The 17,145-nt window shown below is 63.1% G+C and carries 18 protein-coding genes and 1 pseudogene; 13 read left to right on the forward strand and 6 right to left on the reverse strand.

Annotated elements, in window-relative coordinates:
• Nucleotides 1-3: 3 nt before the first annotated feature.
• Complete coding sequence (locus E5X88_RS22465) at nt 4-642, reverse strand: TetR/AcrR family transcriptional regulator (RefSeq protein ID WP_292165225.1); 639 nt, start codon at nt 640-642, stop codon at nt 4-6.
• Nucleotides 643-758: 116 nt separating this feature from the next.
• On the opposite strand from E5X88_RS22465, the pseudogene E5X88_RS22470 reads away from it, so the two are divergent.
• A pseudogene (locus tag E5X88_RS22470) lies at nt 759-3,169 on the forward strand (FAD-dependent oxidoreductase).
• 12 nt (nt 3,170-3,181) lie between these two features.
• Complete coding sequence (locus E5X88_RS22475; protein ID WP_292165229.1) at nt 3,182-4,735, forward strand: trimethylamine methyltransferase family protein; 1,554 nt, start codon at nt 3,182-3,184, stop codon at nt 4,733-4,735.
• Between the two features lie 17 nt (nt 4,736-4,752).
• On the opposite strand, the gene E5X88_RS22480 is transcribed toward E5X88_RS22475, so the two are convergent.
• The 4 genes from E5X88_RS22480 to E5X88_RS22495 all read right to left on the reverse strand — a co-directional run bounded on the left by E5X88_RS22480 (nt 4,753) and on the right by E5X88_RS22495 (nt 7,524).
• Nucleotides 4,753-4,920 carry a hypothetical protein gene (locus E5X88_RS22480; RefSeq protein WP_292165230.1) on the reverse strand — a complete coding sequence of 56 codons (168 nt, stop codon included), beginning with the start codon at nt 4,918-4,920 and terminating at the stop codon, nt 4,753-4,755.
• A gap of 92 nt (nt 4,921-5,012) precedes the next feature.
• Entirely contained in the window at nt 5,013-5,402 is a 390-nt protein-coding gene (locus E5X88_RS22485) for a hypothetical protein (protein WP_292165232.1), read from the reverse strand.
• 81 nt (nt 5,403-5,483) lie between these two features.
• On the reverse strand, nt 5,484-7,106 hold the full coding sequence (gene groL, locus E5X88_RS22490; RefSeq protein WP_292165233.1) for a chaperonin GroEL: 1,623 nt from the start codon (nt 7,104-7,106) through the stop codon (nt 5,484-5,486).
• A gap of 103 nt (nt 7,107-7,209) precedes the next feature.
• Nucleotides 7,210-7,524 (reverse strand): co-chaperone GroES, encoded by a 315-nt coding sequence (locus tag E5X88_RS22495; RefSeq protein WP_292165235.1) that lies wholly within the window; start codon nt 7,522-7,524, stop codon nt 7,210-7,212.
• 169 nt (nt 7,525-7,693) lie between these two features.
• Here E5X88_RS22495 and E5X88_RS22500 point away from each other — a divergent pair, with 169 nt between their 5' ends.
• Nucleotides 7,694-8,044, forward strand: coding sequence for a hypothetical protein (locus E5X88_RS22500; protein WP_292165237.1), 351 nt, complete (start codon nt 7,694-7,696; stop codon nt 8,042-8,044).
• Nucleotides 8,041-8,307, forward strand: a complete 267-nt coding sequence (locus E5X88_RS22505; protein WP_292165238.1) for a DUF1488 domain-containing protein — start codon at nt 8,041-8,043, stop codon at nt 8,305-8,307. Before E5X88_RS22500 ends, E5X88_RS22505 begins: the two co-directional genes overlap by 4 nt.
• 27 nt (nt 8,308-8,334) lie before the next feature.
• Here the strand turns inward: E5X88_RS22505 and E5X88_RS33675 are convergent, their stop codons facing one another.
• Nucleotides 8,335-8,829 (reverse strand): hypothetical protein, encoded by a 495-nt coding sequence (locus E5X88_RS33675; RefSeq protein ID WP_366664794.1) that lies wholly within the window; start codon nt 8,827-8,829, stop codon nt 8,335-8,337.
• Nucleotides 8,830-9,022: 193 nt separating this feature from the next.
• Here E5X88_RS33675 and E5X88_RS22515 point away from each other — a divergent pair, with 193 nt between their 5' ends.
• From E5X88_RS22515 to E5X88_RS22555, 9 genes are all read left to right on the forward strand, one after another.
• The gene (locus E5X88_RS22515) at nt 9,023-9,433 is read left to right on the forward strand and encodes a DUF3168 domain-containing protein (RefSeq protein ID WP_292165239.1); all 411 of its coding nucleotides are present in this window, start codon (nt 9,023-9,025) and stop codon (nt 9,431-9,433) included.
• 176 nt (nt 9,434-9,609) lie between these two features.
• Nucleotides 9,610-9,909, forward strand: coding sequence for a hypothetical protein (locus E5X88_RS22520; RefSeq protein WP_292165240.1), 300 nt, complete (start codon nt 9,610-9,612; stop codon nt 9,907-9,909).
• 108 nt (nt 9,910-10,017) lie between these two features.
• Nucleotides 10,018-10,683 carry a response regulator transcription factor gene (locus tag E5X88_RS22525; RefSeq protein ID WP_023800820.1) on the forward strand — a complete coding sequence of 222 codons (666 nt, stop codon included), beginning with the start codon at nt 10,018-10,020 and terminating at the stop codon, nt 10,681-10,683.
• The gene (locus E5X88_RS22530; protein WP_292165242.1) at nt 10,667-12,115 is read left to right on the forward strand and encodes an ATP-binding protein; all 1,449 of its coding nucleotides are present in this window, start codon (nt 10,667-10,669) and stop codon (nt 12,113-12,115) included. Before E5X88_RS22525 ends, E5X88_RS22530 begins: the two co-directional genes overlap by 17 nt.
• Nucleotides 12,116-12,285: 170 nt before the next feature.
• Entirely contained in the window at nt 12,286-12,726 is a 441-nt protein-coding gene (locus E5X88_RS22535) for a hypothetical protein (RefSeq protein WP_292165243.1), read from the forward strand.
• Nucleotides 12,727-12,850: 124 nt separating this feature from the next.
• Nucleotides 12,851-14,002: a c-type cytochrome biogenesis protein CcmI gene (gene ccmI / locus E5X88_RS22540; RefSeq protein WP_292165244.1), complete on the forward strand. Its 1,152-nt coding sequence runs from the start codon at nt 12,851-12,853 to the stop codon at nt 14,000-14,002.
• Between the two features lie 3 nt (nt 14,003-14,005).
• The gene (ccmE, locus tag E5X88_RS22545; RefSeq protein WP_292165246.1) at nt 14,006-14,449 is read left to right on the forward strand and encodes a cytochrome c maturation protein CcmE; all 444 of its coding nucleotides are present in this window, start codon (nt 14,006-14,008) and stop codon (nt 14,447-14,449) included.
• Between the two features lie 101 nt (nt 14,450-14,550).
• On the forward strand, nt 14,551-16,542 hold the full coding sequence (locus E5X88_RS22550) for a heme lyase CcmF/NrfE family subunit (protein ID WP_292165247.1): 1,992 nt from the start codon (nt 14,551-14,553) through the stop codon (nt 16,540-16,542).
• The gene (locus E5X88_RS22555; RefSeq protein WP_292165249.1) at nt 16,539-17,021 is read left to right on the forward strand and encodes a cytochrome c-type biogenesis protein; all 483 of its coding nucleotides are present in this window, start codon (nt 16,539-16,541) and stop codon (nt 17,019-17,021) included. The genes E5X88_RS22550 and E5X88_RS22555 overlap by 4 nt, the downstream gene beginning before the upstream one ends.
• Nucleotides 17,022-17,145 lie beyond the last annotated feature (124 nt).

Below are 17,145 nucleotides of genomic sequence, written 5' to 3' on the forward strand. Positions count from 1 at the left end.
AAGTCACCGCGCAGCCATAAAGCGCAGGAAATGCGCCACGTCGGCTTCGCTGGGCTCCTGGCCGGTGAAACTGCGCAGATAGGCAGCGAGATGGCTGACCCTCGCCTCGACCGGTTCCTTGAGGTCGAGCACATAATAGCCGATCTGCATGTAGTAGAGCACGCGGGCGCGGATGAAGGCGTCCTCTTCATCATAGCCGTGACGGCGATACATGTCGCGTATTGCGCCCAGGCGGTCATTGTCGGCCTGGTCGATGGCCCGGCGCACGTCATCGGAGCGACGCGCCCATTCCCGGATGGCGAAGTCGAGCCGCGGATCGAACAGACGCTCGTCCGCCCAGCATTCGAACACGTTCATGACGCCCATGATGATGCTTTCGGCCGGCCGCATCGCGCGTTCGACGATCGCCTTGGTATTGGTGTTGCGCCAATGGGCAAGCAACTGGTCGAGCAGATCCTGGCGGCTCTCGAAATACCAGTAAAAGCTTGAGCGCGAAACGCCGAGCTTCTGGCCGAGCGGCAGCACCCGCACGCTTTCGATGCCGTCTGAAATCAGTGTCTGGAGTGCAAGATTGATCCAGTCCCAGCGCGTCACCTTGATGTTGCCGGGCGCCGGCTCGTCCTGCGGAGCAATCATGATCATGGCCTCACAATAGGCATGAGCGCCAGCCTCGCGCAAGACTTATGGACATATATGTCTACAGTCTAGACATATATGTACAGTGCATATATGGTGAACTCTCCAACAAGGGGAAGGCCGTGAAGTCGCATTACCGCGCAGTCGTCATTGGGGGTGGCGTGGTCGGGCATCGGTGCTCTACCATCTGGCGCGGTTCGGCTGGACCGACGTGGCACTGATCGAGCGCGCCGAGCTGACGGCCGGTTCGACCTGGCACGCGGCGGCCGGGTTCCATGCACTCAATGCCGACCCCAATGTCGCGGCGCTGCAGGACTACACGATCAAGCTCTATCGCGAGATCGAGGCCGAATCCGGCCAGGACGTCGGCCTGCACATGACCGGCGGCGTCAACATCGCCAGTGATCCTTCCCGTTGGGAGTGGCTGAAATCTGCCTGGGCGGTGTTCCAGTCGGTCGGCATCGAAACGGCCCGGCTCGTAACGCCGGAAGAAATCAAGGCGATCTGCCCGATCGTCGATGTCAGCGATGTACTGGGCGGCCTCTACGATTCCAACGAAGGCCATCTCGACCCCTATGGAACGACGCATGCCTATGCGGGTGCTGCGAAAAAGCGCGGCGCCGATGTCATCCTGCGTAACCGCGTGCTCGACCTGAAGCTGCGCGCCGACCGCGGCTGGGACGTCCTCACCGAGCAAGGGACCATCGTTGCCGAGCATGTCGTCAATGCCGGCGGGCTGTGGGCAAAGCAGCTCGGCCGCATGGCCGGCGTCGACCTGCCGGTGACGCCGATGGAGCACCATTACTTCGTCACCGAGGACATCCCCGAGGTCGCGGCACTCGACAAGGAAATCGGCATCATCGTCGACCTCGAAGGTTTTTCCTATCTGCGACAGGAGCGAAAGGGCATCCTGCTCGGCGTTTACGAGCAGGACCCAAGGCACTGGAACATGGACGGCGCGCCGTGGGACTATGGCATCGAGCTGATCCCGGAAGACATCGAGCGGATCAGCCCTGAACTTTCCAGGGCCTACGGGCGCTTTCCCTGCCTGGCGACTGCCGGTATCCGCAAATGGGTCAACGGCGCGTTCACCTTCACGCCGGACGGCAACCCGATCGTCGGCCCGGTGCGCGGCTTGAAGAACTACTGGGTCGCCTGCGGCGTCATGGCCGGCTTCAGCCAGGGCGGCGGCGTCGGCAAGTCGCTGGCCGAGTGGATGGTCCATGGCGAACCGCAGGCCGATATCTTCGGCATGGACATCGCCCGCTATGGGGCGTTTGCCGCCAATCGTGAATATCTCAGGCAGACGACGCGTCAGTTCTATTCGCGCCGCTTCGTCATGACCTTTCCCAATGAGCGCCTACCGGCCGGCCGGCCGCTGAAGCGGCCCGGCGGCTATGACGGCATGACGGCGGCAGGATGCCAATGGACTGCTTCATGGGGGCTGGAAATCCCGGCCTATTTCGCGCCGATGGGCTTTCGCGAAAACACCACGCTGAAACGCTCCAACGCCTTCGACATTGTCGGCAAGGAGGCGCTGCGGGTCCGGCGCGCCGCCGGCATCGTCGATACCTCGGCCTTTTCGCGCTATGCGGTGTCCGGCCCGGGTGCGCAAGCCTGGCTCGACCGGCTGCTCGCCTCAAGGCTGCCGGAACCGGGGCGGGCGAGGCTCGCGCCGATGCTGGGCCATGACGGCCGGGTGAAAGGCGATCTCACCGTCTTCAATTGGGGGAACGGCCACTACTGGCTCATGGGCTCCTACTATCTGCGCGAATTCCACATGCGCTGGTTCGAGGCCCATGCGGCGGACGGCGTCGCCGTCAGCGACCTGTCCGACACGATGGCCGGGTTCCTCGTCACCGGGCCGAATGCAAGGTCCATCGTGGCGCGCGCGACGCATCAGGATATCTCCGCAAGCGCCCTGCCGTTCATGGCCTGCGGCGAATTCGACATCGGCATAGTGCGCTCGCGCGTCGCGCGGCTGTCGATATCGGGCGAGCTCGGCTTCGAGATCAATTGCCCCTCTGCCATGCATGCCAGCCTGCGCGAAACGCTGCTCGCCGCCGGCCAGGATCTCGGACTCGCCGAAGTCGGCTTCCACGCGCTGAACGCGCTCAGGCTGGAAAAGAGTTTTGGCATCTGGTCGCGCGAATTCACGCAAGGCTACACACCTGGCCAGACCGGCCTCGACCGTTTCATCGCCTTCGACAAGGGCGATTTCATCGGCCGCGAGGCGGCGTTGAAGGAGCGAAATGACGGCGTCCAGCAACGTCTGGTGACGCTGGAGGTCGACGCTGTCGACGCCGACGCCAGCGGCTTCGAGCCGGTCTGGCATCAGGGCCGGCGCATTGGCTTCGTTACCTCCGGCGGCTATGGCTACACAGTCGGCAAGAGCCTGGCGCTGGCACTCGTCGACCGCGATTTCGCGGGGGAAGGCACGGTCCTGTCGGCGCACATTGTCGGCGTCGAGCGGTCGGCGCGCGTCATCGCGGCCTCCCCCTACGATCCCCAGGGCAAGGCAATACGGCAATGAGGAGCATTCGCCATGGTCGATGACGCCGCACGCAACCTCAGGCGCGAACGCCGGCGCGGACGAAGCGGCGAGGCCGGCAGCGAGACCAGTCGCCGGCCGGACTATCGTTCGCTGAAGAATCCGTTTCTGCCGCAGCCGGTCTTTTCGGCCGATCAGGTCGCCGCGATCCATGACACGGCGTTGCGCGTGCTCGAGGAACTCGGCGTCAAGGTGCTGCTGCCTGAGGCGCGCGCTCGCTTGGCCCGTGCCGGCGCTTTGGTCGACGAAGACAGCCAGATGGTGCGCATCGGCCGCGACGTCGTTGCGGCGGCGCTGGCTTCGGCGCCGAAATCGATCCTGGCGCATGCCGGCGACCGTGCCCGCGACCTGACGCTCGAGCTCGGCTCGATGACATTCCTGGCGGGATCCGGGGCGCCCAACGTCACCGATCTCGAACGCGGCCGGCGACCGGGCACGCTTGCCGCTTTCGAGGATCTCATCCGGCTGGTGCAGCATTTCGACGTGCTGCATATGCTCGGTCCCTGTATCGAACCGCAGGACGTCGACAACCGCTTCCGCCACTATGCCGTCAACCGTGCTCAGCTGACGCTGTCGGACAAATTCCCGTTCGTCTTCGCGCGCGGCACGCCGCAGGTCGAGGACGGGTTCGAGATGCTGCGGCTGGCGCGCGGCCTGTCCGAGGACGAATTCCGTTCGGGCGCTCATTGCTACACCGTCATCAACACCAACTCGCCACGTCAGCTCGACATTCCGATGGCGCAAGGTATCATCGACTTCGCCAAGGCGGGGCAGGTGTTGATCATCACGCCCTTCTGCCTGGCTGGCGCCATGGCGCCGATCACCGTCGCCGGCGCGCTGACCCTGCAGCACGCCGAGGCGCTGGCCGGGCTGACGCTGGCCCAGATGGTGCGGCCGGGCGCGCCGGTCGTCTATGGCTCTTTCTCGTCCAACGTCGACATGAAGTCGGGGGCGCCGGCCTTCGGCACGCCCGAGCACGTCAAGGCGACGCTTGGCGCCGGCCAGCTTGCGCGCTTCACCGGTCTTCCCTGGCGGTCCGGCGGCGGCAGCGCCGCCAACATTTCGGACGCGCAGGCGGCCCACGAAACGCAGTTTGCGCTGTGGGGCTCGGTGCTTGCTGGCGCCACGGTCTGCATCCATGCCGCGGGCTGGCTCGAAGGTGGCTTAAGCGTGTCCTTCGAAAAGCTGATCACCGATATCGAGGCGCTGCAGACGGTCGCGGAGCTGTGCGCGGCGACGCCGGGCGACGAGGACGCGATCGGTTTCGAGGCCATCGCCGAAGTGCCGCCGGGCGGGCACTTCTTCTCGGCCGGACACACCATGGCGCGCTACCGCACCGCTTTCTACGAGCCGCTGGTGGCCGACTGGTCGAATTTCGGCAACTGGACGCAGGCCGGGTCAAAAACCGCGACAGAGCGCGCCACCGGTGTCTGGAAACGGCTGCTTGCCGACTTCCGGCCGCCGGCTTCCGCCGCTGCCACATCAGATGTCCTCGACGAATTCATAGCGCGGCGCACCGAGCAGGGCGGCGCGGCACCGGTTTCGTGACGTAGTTCAGCAGGCGCTCAGATGGGGCGCTTATTGCCGGTCTTTTGCGGCTCCCGGCGTATCGTGCCGGCATCGGATTTTCCTGTGTGCTTGTCGGCGGCAAGTCTGCGAATGCGATCGAAGCGGCTTTCCTCGGCCACTTTGGTCTTCGCCGCAGCACTTGGCTTCGGGACGAATGCAATCATGGATAGATTTCCTTGCCAGCGGCCACGCGCCGGGGAAGATGCCCCGGCGGCTGTCATTCAGGCTTTCTCGCTTCTCTGGGAGAATTCGAGGATCAGGCGGCGAGAGCGACCGCGCAGCTTTGCGCACCCAGCCTGTCGGGCGCGGTTTTCCCGGGCATGGTCGCCCAGCCGCCCGTCTCGATGAACTGCCGCTTCTTGTAGCTGTCGGTCAGGGCTTTGAACTCGACGAGTTTGGCGGCAGCGTCAGGTGCCGTATTGAAGCGATCGACGCAGACCGCCGAGGCCAGTTCGCCGCGCGCCACGTCGCCGGCGGTTACCGCCAGTGCGCGTGAGGTGCCACCGGTCACCCAGCCACCCCAGTTGAAACCGATGATCAGCGTGGCGGCGACGGTTGCCGCACATGCCCACAAGAGCGTGGATTTGGCCGGCTGGTAATCTTCCCATCGACGCGCGAGAGACGGCTTGCTGCTTGGTGTGGCCACGGAACAGTTCCTTCCTGGTTGGTATTAGGATCGGTCGCCCGGCCTTGCCGGCCGGGCGCTGCAGGCTTGTCTAGGCGATGGTCAGTAGCCCATGCCGCCGCCAGCCGCAGGCGCGGCATCCTTGGCTGGAATGTCGGTGATCATGGCTTCCGCAGTTATCAGCAATGCCGCGATCGAACCGGCGTCCTGGAGCGCGGTCCGCACCACCTTTGCCGGGTCGACGATGCCGGCCTTGATCATGTCGACATAGATCTCGTTCTGGGCATCGAAGCCCTGGTTGTGATCCTTGCTGTCCATGAGCTTGCCGACAACGATCGAACCTTCAACGCCGGAGTTTTCGGCGATCTGGCGGATCGGCGCTTCGAGCGCTCTCAACACGATCGAAATGCCCGCCGTCACATCGGCATTGGCTCCGGTCAGCCCGTTCAGGACGGCCTTGGCGCGCAGCAGCGCGACGCCGCCGCCGGGAACGATGCCTTCCTCCACGGCCGCGCGCGTGGCGTTCAGCGCATCGTCGATACGGTCCTTCTTTTCCTTGACCTCGGACTCGGTCGCACCGCCGACGCGAATGACCGCGACGCCACCGGCGAGCTTCGCCAGCCGCTCCTGCAGCTTCTCCTTGTCGTAGTCGGAAGTGGTTTCCTCGATCTGCCCCTTGATCTGCTGGACGCGCGCCTGGATGGTCGCTTTCTCTCCGGCACCATCGATGATCGTCGTCGTGTCCTTTTCGATCAGCACGCGCTTGGCGCGGCCGAGCATGTCGATCGTGATGTTTTCGAGCTTGATGCCGAGGTCTTCCGAGATCATCTGGCCGGCGGTGAGCACGGCGATGTCTTCCAGCATCGCCTTGCGGCGGTCACCGAAGCCCGGCGCCTTGACGGCTGCAACCTTGAGGCCGCCGCGCAATTTGTTGACGACCAGCGTCGCCAGCGCTTCGCCTTCGACGTCCTCGGAGATGATCACCAGCGGCTTGCCGCTTTGCACCACGGCTTCGAGGATCGGCAGCATCGCCTGCAGATTGCCGAGCTTCTTTTCATGGATGAGGATGTAAGGGTCCTCCAGCTCGGCGCGCATCTTTTCGGCATTGGTGACGAAATAGGGGCTGAGATAGCCACGGTCGAATTGCATGCCCTCGACAACGTCGAGTTCGGTGTCGGCGGTCTTGGCTTCCTCGACGGTGATCACGCCATCATTGCCGACCTTGTCCATCGCCTTGGCGATCATGGTGCCGACGGTGGCATCGCCATTGGCGGCAATGGTCCCGACCTGCGCGATTTCACCGGAGGATTTGACCTTCTTGGCGCGTGCCTGGATTTCCTTGACGACAGCGGTAACAGCAAGGTCGATGCCGCGCTTGAGGTCCATCGGGTTCATGCCGGCGGCAACGAATTTGGCGCCCTCGCGCAGAATGGAAGCGGCAAGCACCGTGGCGGTGGTAGTGCCGTCGCCGGCGAGGTCGTTGGTCTTGGAGGCCACTTCGCGCACCATCTGCGCGCCCATGTTCTCGAACTTGTCGGAGAGCTCGATTTCCTTGGCCACCGTCACCCCGTCCTTGGTGATGCGCGGCGCGCCATAGGCCTTGTCGATGATGACGTTGCGGCCCTTGGGGCCGAGCGTCACTTTGACCGCGTTGTTGAGGATTTCGACTCCGCGCAACATCCGGTCACGCGCATCGGTGGAGAACTTGATTTCTTTGGCAGACATGATTTTTTCCAGTTCGATTGGTTGTGGCGAAGCGCTGGCAGCGCCGCCTGAATGAAAACTTGAAGCGTCCTTTGCGCGTCCAAGAGGACGCGCAGCGCTCCAATCAGGCGGCTTTCTTGGCAGCCACGGTCTTTTCAATGATGCCCATGATGTCGGCCTCCTTCATGATCAGAAGGTCCTCGCCGTCTATCTTGACCTCGGTTCCCGACCATTTGCCGAACAGGATGAGGTCGCCGGCCTTGACGTCGAGCGCGATCAAGGTGCCGCTTTCATCGCGCCCGCCCGGCCCGACGGCGATCACTTCGCCCTCCTGTGGCTTTTCCTTGGCATTGTCGGGGATGATGATGCCGCCCTTGGATTTGGTGTCGCTTTCGGCGCGCCGAATGACGACGCGATCGTGGAGTGGCCGGAATTTCATGGGAACTCTTTCTAGGGCCGGCTTAGGCGGCCGCTCCCCTTTTATAGGCGCGTTGGCACTCGATTGATAGGAGTGCCAAAAAATATTAATTGGCCGTTGTAAAACATTTAATAGTATTATTTCGCCATTTCATTTTCAGAAATTTATCAATCAAAAAATAGACCAGAAATTGATTTTTCGACTCCGAGCTACTATTTTAAGTAGGGAAACTCGCTTTCATCATTTCAGCAAAAAGGAAATTTTACCGATGGCAGAAGTCAATCAGAGTATCATGGAAAAAGCTGAAGCGCGCTTCATGGAAAAGCAGAAGAAAACCGCGGAGCGAAACCAGGCAACGGCCGAATATGTTTCCGAGGCGAAGGCCAGGGACATCAAGACGGCAAGATTGCGGGCGCTGCGGCTGGCCAAGGAAGAGGCCGATCGCGCCGCGGAGGCCCTCAATCCCGTCGCCCCCAAGAAAAAGCGGGCGTCGCGAGCGGCCAAGAAAGCAGACGTTGCATCAACGGAGGTCAAGTCATGAGCCTGACATTTCCCAATCCAAGCCGCAGCTATGACGAGGCGGGCAAACGCATCCGCTTCGTCGGCCATGACGGCATGTTTCAGATTTCTTTCTCTGTCGCCACGGATGCCATCTCGAAGGCATCATCAGAGGCACCAACTGCCGAAGCCACCTTTCTGGCAGCGTTCGATACGGCGTCCAGTTCCATCCACGAGATCGCCAGGAATGCCTATGCCCGGACCCGCAAGAGCATATATGTGCTGACGGCAGCCGATTTTCGCTAGGCCCAAATGTGCCTCGGTGAGGTTGGCTCAGGACTTGCGGTCCGCTTTGGCCCGCCGCTTGACGTCTCGGCTATTCAGCTGATCGACCATCGCGTCCGCATCGCGTGTGTTCATGCCGACCAAGACTTGGCGCTTGAGTTCAACGGGCTGGCCGGTGAAGACATCGAAGACGGTCCAGCTGTGCGGATGCTCCATGCGCAGCGCGTAACGGTTTGCCATTCCGGCATCCTTTCGTTTTCCGCCTCCGATCGATGAATGTCGATTGGTCAGGCCTGCGTAATGAAGAAAACCGCCGCAAGGACAAGGATCGTCCACACGACGACGAACAGCTTCAAGGCCATGCCCCCGTGTGAAGATAGAACCTCCCTCATGCGGGTCGCCATGCTCTTCACGCTCCTCGACATGGTCGGGGCTGCCGCGGTTACAACCGGTGCCTTGACCCCAAGCTTTCCAAAAACAGGCAGCAGCGATGGCTCGCGCACGAAAACGACCTCGAATGTCCGGAGAAACAATCACCTCCATAGCACCGTTTTTCAAACGCCTTGCATGCCAAATGAGAAGGCGCGGCGTTGGCCACCGACATTCCTGATGCGAAGGGGCCGCGGTACTGGAGATCCCGTGATCTGGCGCAGGAACTTCAACGCGGTTACGCTGCAGGCAGGAATCGCTGACGGCGCAAAGGCCTGTTCAGCCGTGACGGGCGGGGGAGAGGACGATGACCGCACCGGCTGCCGCGTTGCAGAAGGCCTTGTTCGAAGCGCTGAACGGTGACGGTTCCCTGTCAGCGGCGTTGGGCGGCGCAAAACTGTTCGACCATGTCCCCGAAAATGTCCCGTTTCCCTATGTGACCTTCGGCCGGACCAGCGTCTACGACTGGGCAACAGGCATGGAGAATCCCGCCGAGCAGCTTTTCACGCTGCATTTCTGGTCGAAGTCCGAGGCCAGGCAAGAAATGCTCGATATGATGGATCTGGTCAGCGCCCGCCTCCGGGATGCGGTGCTCGCGCTCGACGAGCATCACCACGTCAATATCAGGCTCGAATTCACCGAAGCCCGTTACGACGAGGATCTTTCGGCCTACCACGGGCTGCTGCGCTTTCGTGCCGTGACGGAAGAAAACGACTGACGCGCTTTCAATATGCCTGCAAGACAGTCTAGACTGAGGCTTGGGATGATTTTGCCGGGTTGGGGCGGCGAAATCATAAGGTCGGTTGTCTCGCGGTTCAGGGGGTGAGATAGGCATGGATTGCAGGCGTTCACTGTTCATTTCACGTTCAGCACCGATGCGTTAGAACGCTGATCATGAAAACGCTTCGCTCCCATTTCCGAACCGCGACACTGGCGCTCTGCGCTGCCGGTCTGTTCGCGTCGCAGGCGACGGCGCTGCCGGTCGTCGTGCCCGAGCATGTCCAGCCGATCGTCATGGCTGCGGCCGACTGCTACGCGATCGGTCAGCAGGTTGCCGAGCAGAATGGCGGCACGCTGGCCAAGGCGTCGCAGTCGACGCGCGGTGGCCAGCCGGTCTGCGTCATAGTCGTGCTGGTCCCGGGCAAGGACGGTCAGCGTCCGCGTCGTTCCGAGATCGTCGTTCCGCTGAACTGATCCCTGCCGTTTCCCAGGCCGCTGGAATCGGCCTATATCTGACACCGGACCCGTCAACAGGCTTAACGCGTCGACAGGCCGAGCTCTTCAACAGGTAGTGATCCCCGCATGCGCGTACTCGTTGTCGAAGATGACAAGGATCTCAACCGGCAGATATCGGACGCGCTGGTCGATGCCGGCTATGTCGTCGACCGGGCCTTCGACGGCGAGGAAGGGCATTTCCTCGGCGATACCGAACCCTATGACGCCGTGGTGCTCGACATCGGCCTGCCGCAGATGGACGGCATCAGCGTGGTCGAACGCTGGCGGCGCGGCGGCCGCAAGATGCCGGTTCTGATCCTGACGGCGCGGGATCGCTGGAGCGACAAGGTATCGGGCATCGACGCCGGCGCGGACGATTATGTCACCAAGCCGTTTCACATCGAAGAGGTGCTGGCCAGGGTCCGGGCGCTCATCCGGCGCGCGGCCGGCCATGCGTCGTCCGAGCTGACCTGTGGGCCGCTGCGGCTCGACACCAAGGCCTCCAAGGCCGATGTCGACGGCGTGCCGCTGAAGCTGACGTCGCACGAATTTCGCCTGCTTGCTTATCTGATGCACCATATGGGCGAGGTCGTGTCCCGGACCGAGCTGGTCGAGCATCTCTACGATCAGGATTTCGACCGCGATTCCAACACAATCGAGGTCTTTGTCGGACGGCTTCGCAAGAAGATGGGCATCGACATGATAGAGACCGTTCGCGGCATGGGCTATCGGATGCGTGAGCCGGAGGCGTAAGGCGGAACCGCTCAAACAGACTACAGGGACGTCGCTTTCGCGGTTCTGGCCGCGTTCGCTGGCGTTTCGGGTGATCGCCTTTTCCACGGTCTGGGCGATCCTGACCCTCGTCGTCATCTTCACCCTCATCACAACGCTGTATCGCCAGGCGAACGAGCGCGGTTTCGACAGCTTGTTGTCGGCGCATCTGTTCAACCTGATCGGCTCGGTCGGCGTGTCCGAAGGCGGCTCGCTGACAGGTGCTCCCGACCTTGGCGATCTCCGGTTCTCGGAGCCGAACTCCGGCTGGTACTGGTCGGTGGAACCTGCGTCGGAGGGCGTGCGCGGTGATCTGCACTCCTCCTCGATGACGAAGGCGATCCCGTCGCCAAGCGTCGCCGAGGTCCCTTTCAACGCCAGCTTCCAGCGCAGCTACGCGACGGAAGGCATCGATGGCGAGGAGCTGGAAGTGTTCGAGAGCGAATTCGTTCTCGACGCGAAAAATCGTGCGGCGCGCTTCCGTGTCATGGGCAACCAGACCGAGCTCGAACAGGAGATCGGCGCCTTCCAGCGCCGCCTGCTGACCTATCTGTCCCTGTTCGGCGTCGGCATGATCGCCATCAACGCCATTGCCATCCTGCTGGGTCTGCAGCCATTGCGCCGGGTCCGGAACGCCCTCGCCATGGTGCGCGAAGGAACCGCGCAAAGGCTCGATGGCCGCTTCCCGGCCGAGATCGAACCGCTCGCCAACGAGACCAACGCGCTGATCGAAAACAACAGGCGTATCGTTGAGCGCTCGCGCACGCAGGTCGGCAATCTCGCCCATTCGCTGAAGACGCCGCTGGCGGTGCTGATCAACGAGGGACGGGCGCTCGGTGGCGCCAAGGGCAAGCTCATAGCCGAGCAGGCCGCCTCGATGCAGAAGCAGGTCGACCATTATCTGCAGCGCGCACGCGTCGCGGCGCAACGCGACAGCGTCGTCTACCGCACGCCAGTGGCGCCGCTGGTCCGGCGCATGGTGCGGGTGCTGCAAAAACTCAACCCGCGGACCGATCTCTCGCTTTCGCTGCCGGCAGTCGATGTCGTCTTTGCCGGCGAACGCGAGGATCTGGAAGAACTGCTTGGCAATTTGCTCGACAACGCCATGAAATGGGCAAAGAGCGCGGTCGCCGTGTCGGTGACACCAATCTCCGGCAAGAAGGGTGGCGCCGGCAAGGAAAGTGCTGTCAATCTGTTCGAGATCAGCATCGAGGATGACGGCCCGGGCATTCCCGAAGACAAGGCACGCGAGGCGTTGAAGCGCGGACGGCGCCTCGACGAGACAAAGCCGGGGACCGGGCTTGGACTTGCCATTGTCGCCGACCTCGTCAACGAGTATGGAGGCGTTCTGGCTCTCGAACGGTCCGGCATGGGCGGATTGAAGGCGGTGGTTCGATTGCGGAGCCTCCAGTGACACTTTTGCCCCATCGACAATTAATCGACGGTGCGTGATATGGCGGCGTGCCGATTGGTCCCGGATCCGTCGGCCATGGCCAAATTTCCGACAAACATCAACACTATGGCCACGCCGACTTCCCCGATGGCGCGGCTTCCAGCCCTAACTCAAGAAAACCGGTTGTCTGCATGAAGATTCGCGTCGCGCTCGTTTCCGCACTGCTGGCCGTTTCCGGCTGCACGACGCTGGGCAAGAGCCCGGGCGCTACAGTCGCGCCGCAGCCGGCCGCCACGCCGCCAAGCGGCGGCAGGATCGCGACGACAGTCATTTCCGCCATGGGGGGCGGCCTCGTCAGCGGATCGATCGGTACCGGCTTGAGCGATGCCGAGAAGCGCAAGGCGCTGGAGGCGGAATACAAGGCGCTCGAATACACGACGAGCGGCCAGAAGGTGACGTGGAAGAGCGATCGGTCGGCGCATTACGGTGAAGTCGTGCCCGCCCAGCCCTATCGTGTCGGCTCGCAGGACTGCCGGCAATACACCCATACGGTCTTTACCGGCGCCGCCGGCGCCACCGCGCGCGGAACCGCTTGCCGCAACGCCGACGGCAGCTGGACGCCGCTGACCTGATATCTGGCTGGATATCGACCTCGGTCCGGTTGATATTGATCAAGGACATGCGACGCGCCTACCGTCAAAGCGTCGCAGGATGCCTGTGTTGGCAGGGCAGGGCTCTGCCGTTATTGGAAGAAGCATGCTGTTCTGGGTCATAGCTGCCGTTCTCACGCTGGGTGCAAGCCTGGCGGTGCTGCTGCCGCTGGCCGGCGGCCCGAAGGGTGGTTCGGCGAGCAGCGATCATGACCTTGAAGTCTATCGCGACCAGCTGTCCGAGCTTGACCGCGACGTCGCGCGCGGCTTGATCCAGCCGGCTGAGGCCGAAGAGGCACGTGCCGAGATCGCCCGCCGCATCCTTCGCCTGGACAATGCCGGGGCCGGGGCCGATCCGGCCGGCAAGGCTGCGGCGCGGCAGCCGTCGATGGCGACCAGGCTGGTTGCGACGGCCGCCGTCCTGGCGGTTCCGCTGGTCAGTTGGGGCTTGTACAGCCAGCTCGGCTCGCCCGATCTGCCGTCGCAGCCGCTCAGCGAGCGGCTGGCCAAGAATCCCGCCGACAGTTCGGTGGACGAGCTGGTGGCGCGCGCCGAGGCCCATCTTGCCGCCAACCCGACCGATGGCCGTGGCTGGGACGTTCTGGCGCCGGTCTATCTGCGCATGCAGCGGTTCTCCGATGCGGTGACGGCCTATCGCAACGCCATTCGCCTCGACGGCGACAGTGCCGCCCGCCAGGCCGGCCTCGGCGAGGCGATCGCCAACGCGGCGGGCGGCATTGTTTCGGCCGACGCTGAGGCCGCTTTCGAGGCGGCGTTGAAGCTCGATCCGGCAAATCCGAAGGCCAGCTTTTATCTCGCGATGGGCATGGCGCAGGAAGGCCGCATTGAGGAGGCGACAGCGGCCTGGCAGAAAATGCTTGGCGCCTTGCCGCAGGACTCAGCTTGGCGCGAACCTGTCGAGCAGGCACTGGCCGAAGCCGCCCAGCGGAGCGCCGCTTCGGGAGAGCCTGCGAAAGGCCCGGACGCCGGGGATGTCGATGCGGCCGCGTCGATGTCGCCGCAGGACAGGGAGGCTATGATCAACACCATGGTTGCGGGACTTGATGAAAAACTTCGGCAAAACCCGCGCGATGCGGAACGATGGATGCAGCTTATTCGTTCCTATGTCGTGCTGGGCAAGGCCGATCAGGCACGCGACGCGCTCAATCGCGGTATCGCCGTTTTTGGCTCCGATAGTGACGAAGCGAAGAAATTCACCGCCTTTGCTGTCTCGCTTGGCCTGACGGCGACGGAGTAAAAAATGACGCGCAAGCAGAAAAGACTGTCGGTGATCGCCGGAGGGTTGGCCTTTCTCGGTGCCGCTACCGCTCTGACCTTCTACGCGCTCGGCCAGAAGGCCTCCTACTTCTACATGCCCGCCGATCTGACCACCGCCAGCCTGCAGCCCGGGCAGCGCATCAGGCTCGGCGGCCTCGTCGAAAAAGGCACGATCGAGCGCGATCAGGGAGCCACTGTCGCCTTTTCGGTGACCGACAACCAGAAGCAGGTCAAGGTCACCTACACCGGCATTCTTCCCGACCTTTTCCGCGAGGAGCAGGGCGTTATCACTGAAGGCACGTTTCGCCCGGACGGCGTCTTCGCCGCCGACAGCGTGCTGGCCAAGCACGACGAGAACTACATGCCCAAGGAGGTGGCCGACGGCCTTAAGGCCAAGGGCGTGTGGCAGGAGAGCAAAAGTGACTAAGCAGGTTCCGCAAAAGCCTGCCCTCGGGCTCGACCCGAGGGTGTCCACGGTTTTGCGGCGAGGACCTGCGGCAAGACAAAAGCCTGGCGGGGTTGGCCACAATGGTTGAAACCGGACATTTCGCGCTGGTCCTGGCGTTCGCGCTGGCGTTGGTACAGACGCTGGTGCCGCTGTTCGGCGCGCGGATGAACAACCAGAAGATGATGGCCGTCGGCGGTCCGGTCGCGGTGGCCGGCTTTGCCTTGACCGCGCTGTCTTTCGCGGCGCTGACGACAGCCTATGCAAGCTCCGATTTTTCGGTGGCCAACGTCTGGGAGAATTCGCATTCGCTGCAGCCGCTGATCTACAAGATCACCAGCACCTGGGGCAATCACGAGGGCTCAATGCTGCTCTGGGTGCTGATCCTGACCTTCTTCGGCGCGCTCATCGCTGTCTTCGGCGGCAATCTTCCCGCGACGCTTCGAGCCAATGTGCTGGCCGTGCAAGGCGCCATCGGCGCCACCTTCTTCCTGTTCGTCCTGGCGACGTCCAACCCGTTCACCAGGCTCAATCCGGCGCCGATCGAGGGCCGCGATCTCAATCCGATCCTGCAGGATCTCGGCCTCGCCATCCATCCGCCGCTGCTCTATCTCGGCTATGTCGGCTTTTCGATCTGCTTTTCCTTCTCGGTCGCCGCCCTCATCGAAGGCCGCATCGACGCGTCCTGGGCGCGCTGGGTGCGGCCATGGACGCTGGTCGCCTGGATGTTCCTGACCGGCGGCATCGCCATGGGCTCCTACTGGGCCTATTACGAGCTCGGCTGGGGTGGTTTCTGGTTCTGGGATCCGGTCGAAAGTGCCTCCTTCATGCCATGGCTGGCGGGCACGGCGCTGCTCCATTCGGCGATCGTCATGGAAAAGCGCTCGGCTCTGAAAATCTGGACGCTGCTGCTGGCGATCCTGACCTTCTCTCTGTCGCTACTCGGCACCTTCCTGGTGCGCTCCGGCGTGCTGACTTCTGTCCACGCCTTCGCCACCGATCCGACGCGCGGCGTGTTCATTCTCTGTATCCTGACGCTGTTCATCGGCGGATCGCTGGCGCTGTTTGCCTTTCGCGCTTCGAGGTTGACGGCCGGCGGCCTGTTTCATCCGATCTCGCGCGAAGGGGCGCTGGTTCTCAACAATCTGTTCCTGACCACGGCCACCGCCACCGTGCTGGTCGGCACATTGTATCCGCTGGTGGTCGAGGCAGTTTCAGCCGACAAGATTTCGGTTGGCGCGCCGTTCTTCAACCTGACATTCGGCCCGCTGATGGTGCCGCTTCTGGTCGTGGTCCCGTTCGGGCCACTGCTGGCCTGGAAGCGCGGTGACATTTTCGCCGTCGCCCAGCGCCTGATGGCGGCCTTCGCCGCAGCGCTTCTGGCCGTGCTGGTGACGGCCTTGTTCATCGACGGCGCGTCGGTGTTCGCCGCACTTGGCGTCGGCCTGGCCGTCTGGCTGATCTGCGGCGCGCTCACCGATATTGCCGTCAAGTCCGGCTTTGGCTCTGTCGCGCCCGGCATCATGCTCAGGCGCTTTGCCGGCCTGCCGCGTTCGGTCTTCGGCACCGCGCTCGCCCATCTCGGCCTCGGGCTGACGACGCTGGGCATTGTCGGCACGCTTTGCTTCGGCACCGAGAATATCCTGTCCATGCATGCGGGCGAGACCGTGCAACTGTCCGGCCACAAATTGCGTTTCGAAGGGCTCTATCCGGCCCAGGGGCCCAATTACAGCGAGGATCGTGGCCGCTTCGCCCTGCTCGGCGCTGATGGAAGCCCTACCGCCCTAATCACCTCGGCCAAGCGCTCCTATCCGGTCCGACAGATGACGACGACCGAGTCCGGTATCAAGACGATCGGGTTCAGCCAGCTCTACCTCTCGCTTGGCGACGAGGGGACCGACGGCTCCGTCGTGGTGCGGCTGTGGTGGAAGCCGCTGGTGACGCTGATCTGGGGTGGCGGCCTTGTCATGATGGCAGGTGCTGCGATGTCGCTCATGGACCGGCGCCTGCGCGTCGGGGCGCCGTCCCGCCGCCGCAAGTCGACGGGCGCTGTGCCTTCCGCGAGCCTGCCATGACCGCAAGATCTTCTACCGCAAGATTTTCGCTGGCCTCGCTGATCCTGCTGCTGACGCTGTTGTTTGCCGGCGCCGCACTTGCGGTGAAGCCCGACGAGGTTCTGGCCGACCCGGCGCTCGAGGCGAGGGCGCGGACGCTTTCGGAAGAATTGCGCTGCATGGTTTGCCAGAACCAGTCGATCGACGAATCTGATGCCGAGCTTGCCCGCGACCTGCGCGTGCTGGTGCGACAGCGTCTCGTCGCCGGCGACACCGACCAGCAGGTGATCGACTACATCGTTTCCCGCTATGGCGAGTTCGTGCTGTTGAAGCCGCGCTTCAGCCTGCGCAATGCGTTGCTGTGGGGCACGCCGGTCCTTCTGCTCCTTGCCGGCGGGATTTTCATCGTGCTGGCCGCCCGGTCGCGCCGTGCGACGGCAACCAATGCGTTGACCGCCGAGGAGCAGGCGGAACTGGACACCATTTTGCACCGCGACTGAAGGCGACGCGGCCCCGCAAACATTACCAAAGTTTCATGCACCGGAAATGGTGCCGTAATGTGCGCCTCTCTATTTCTCTTGGCCGAGGATGCCGACCGAAGCGCATCCCTTGAAAGAGGATACG

The sequence above is a fragment of the Mesorhizobium sp. genome, assembly GCF_004962245.1.
GTDB lineage: Bacteria > Pseudomonadota > Alphaproteobacteria > Rhizobiales > Rhizobiaceae > Mesorhizobium.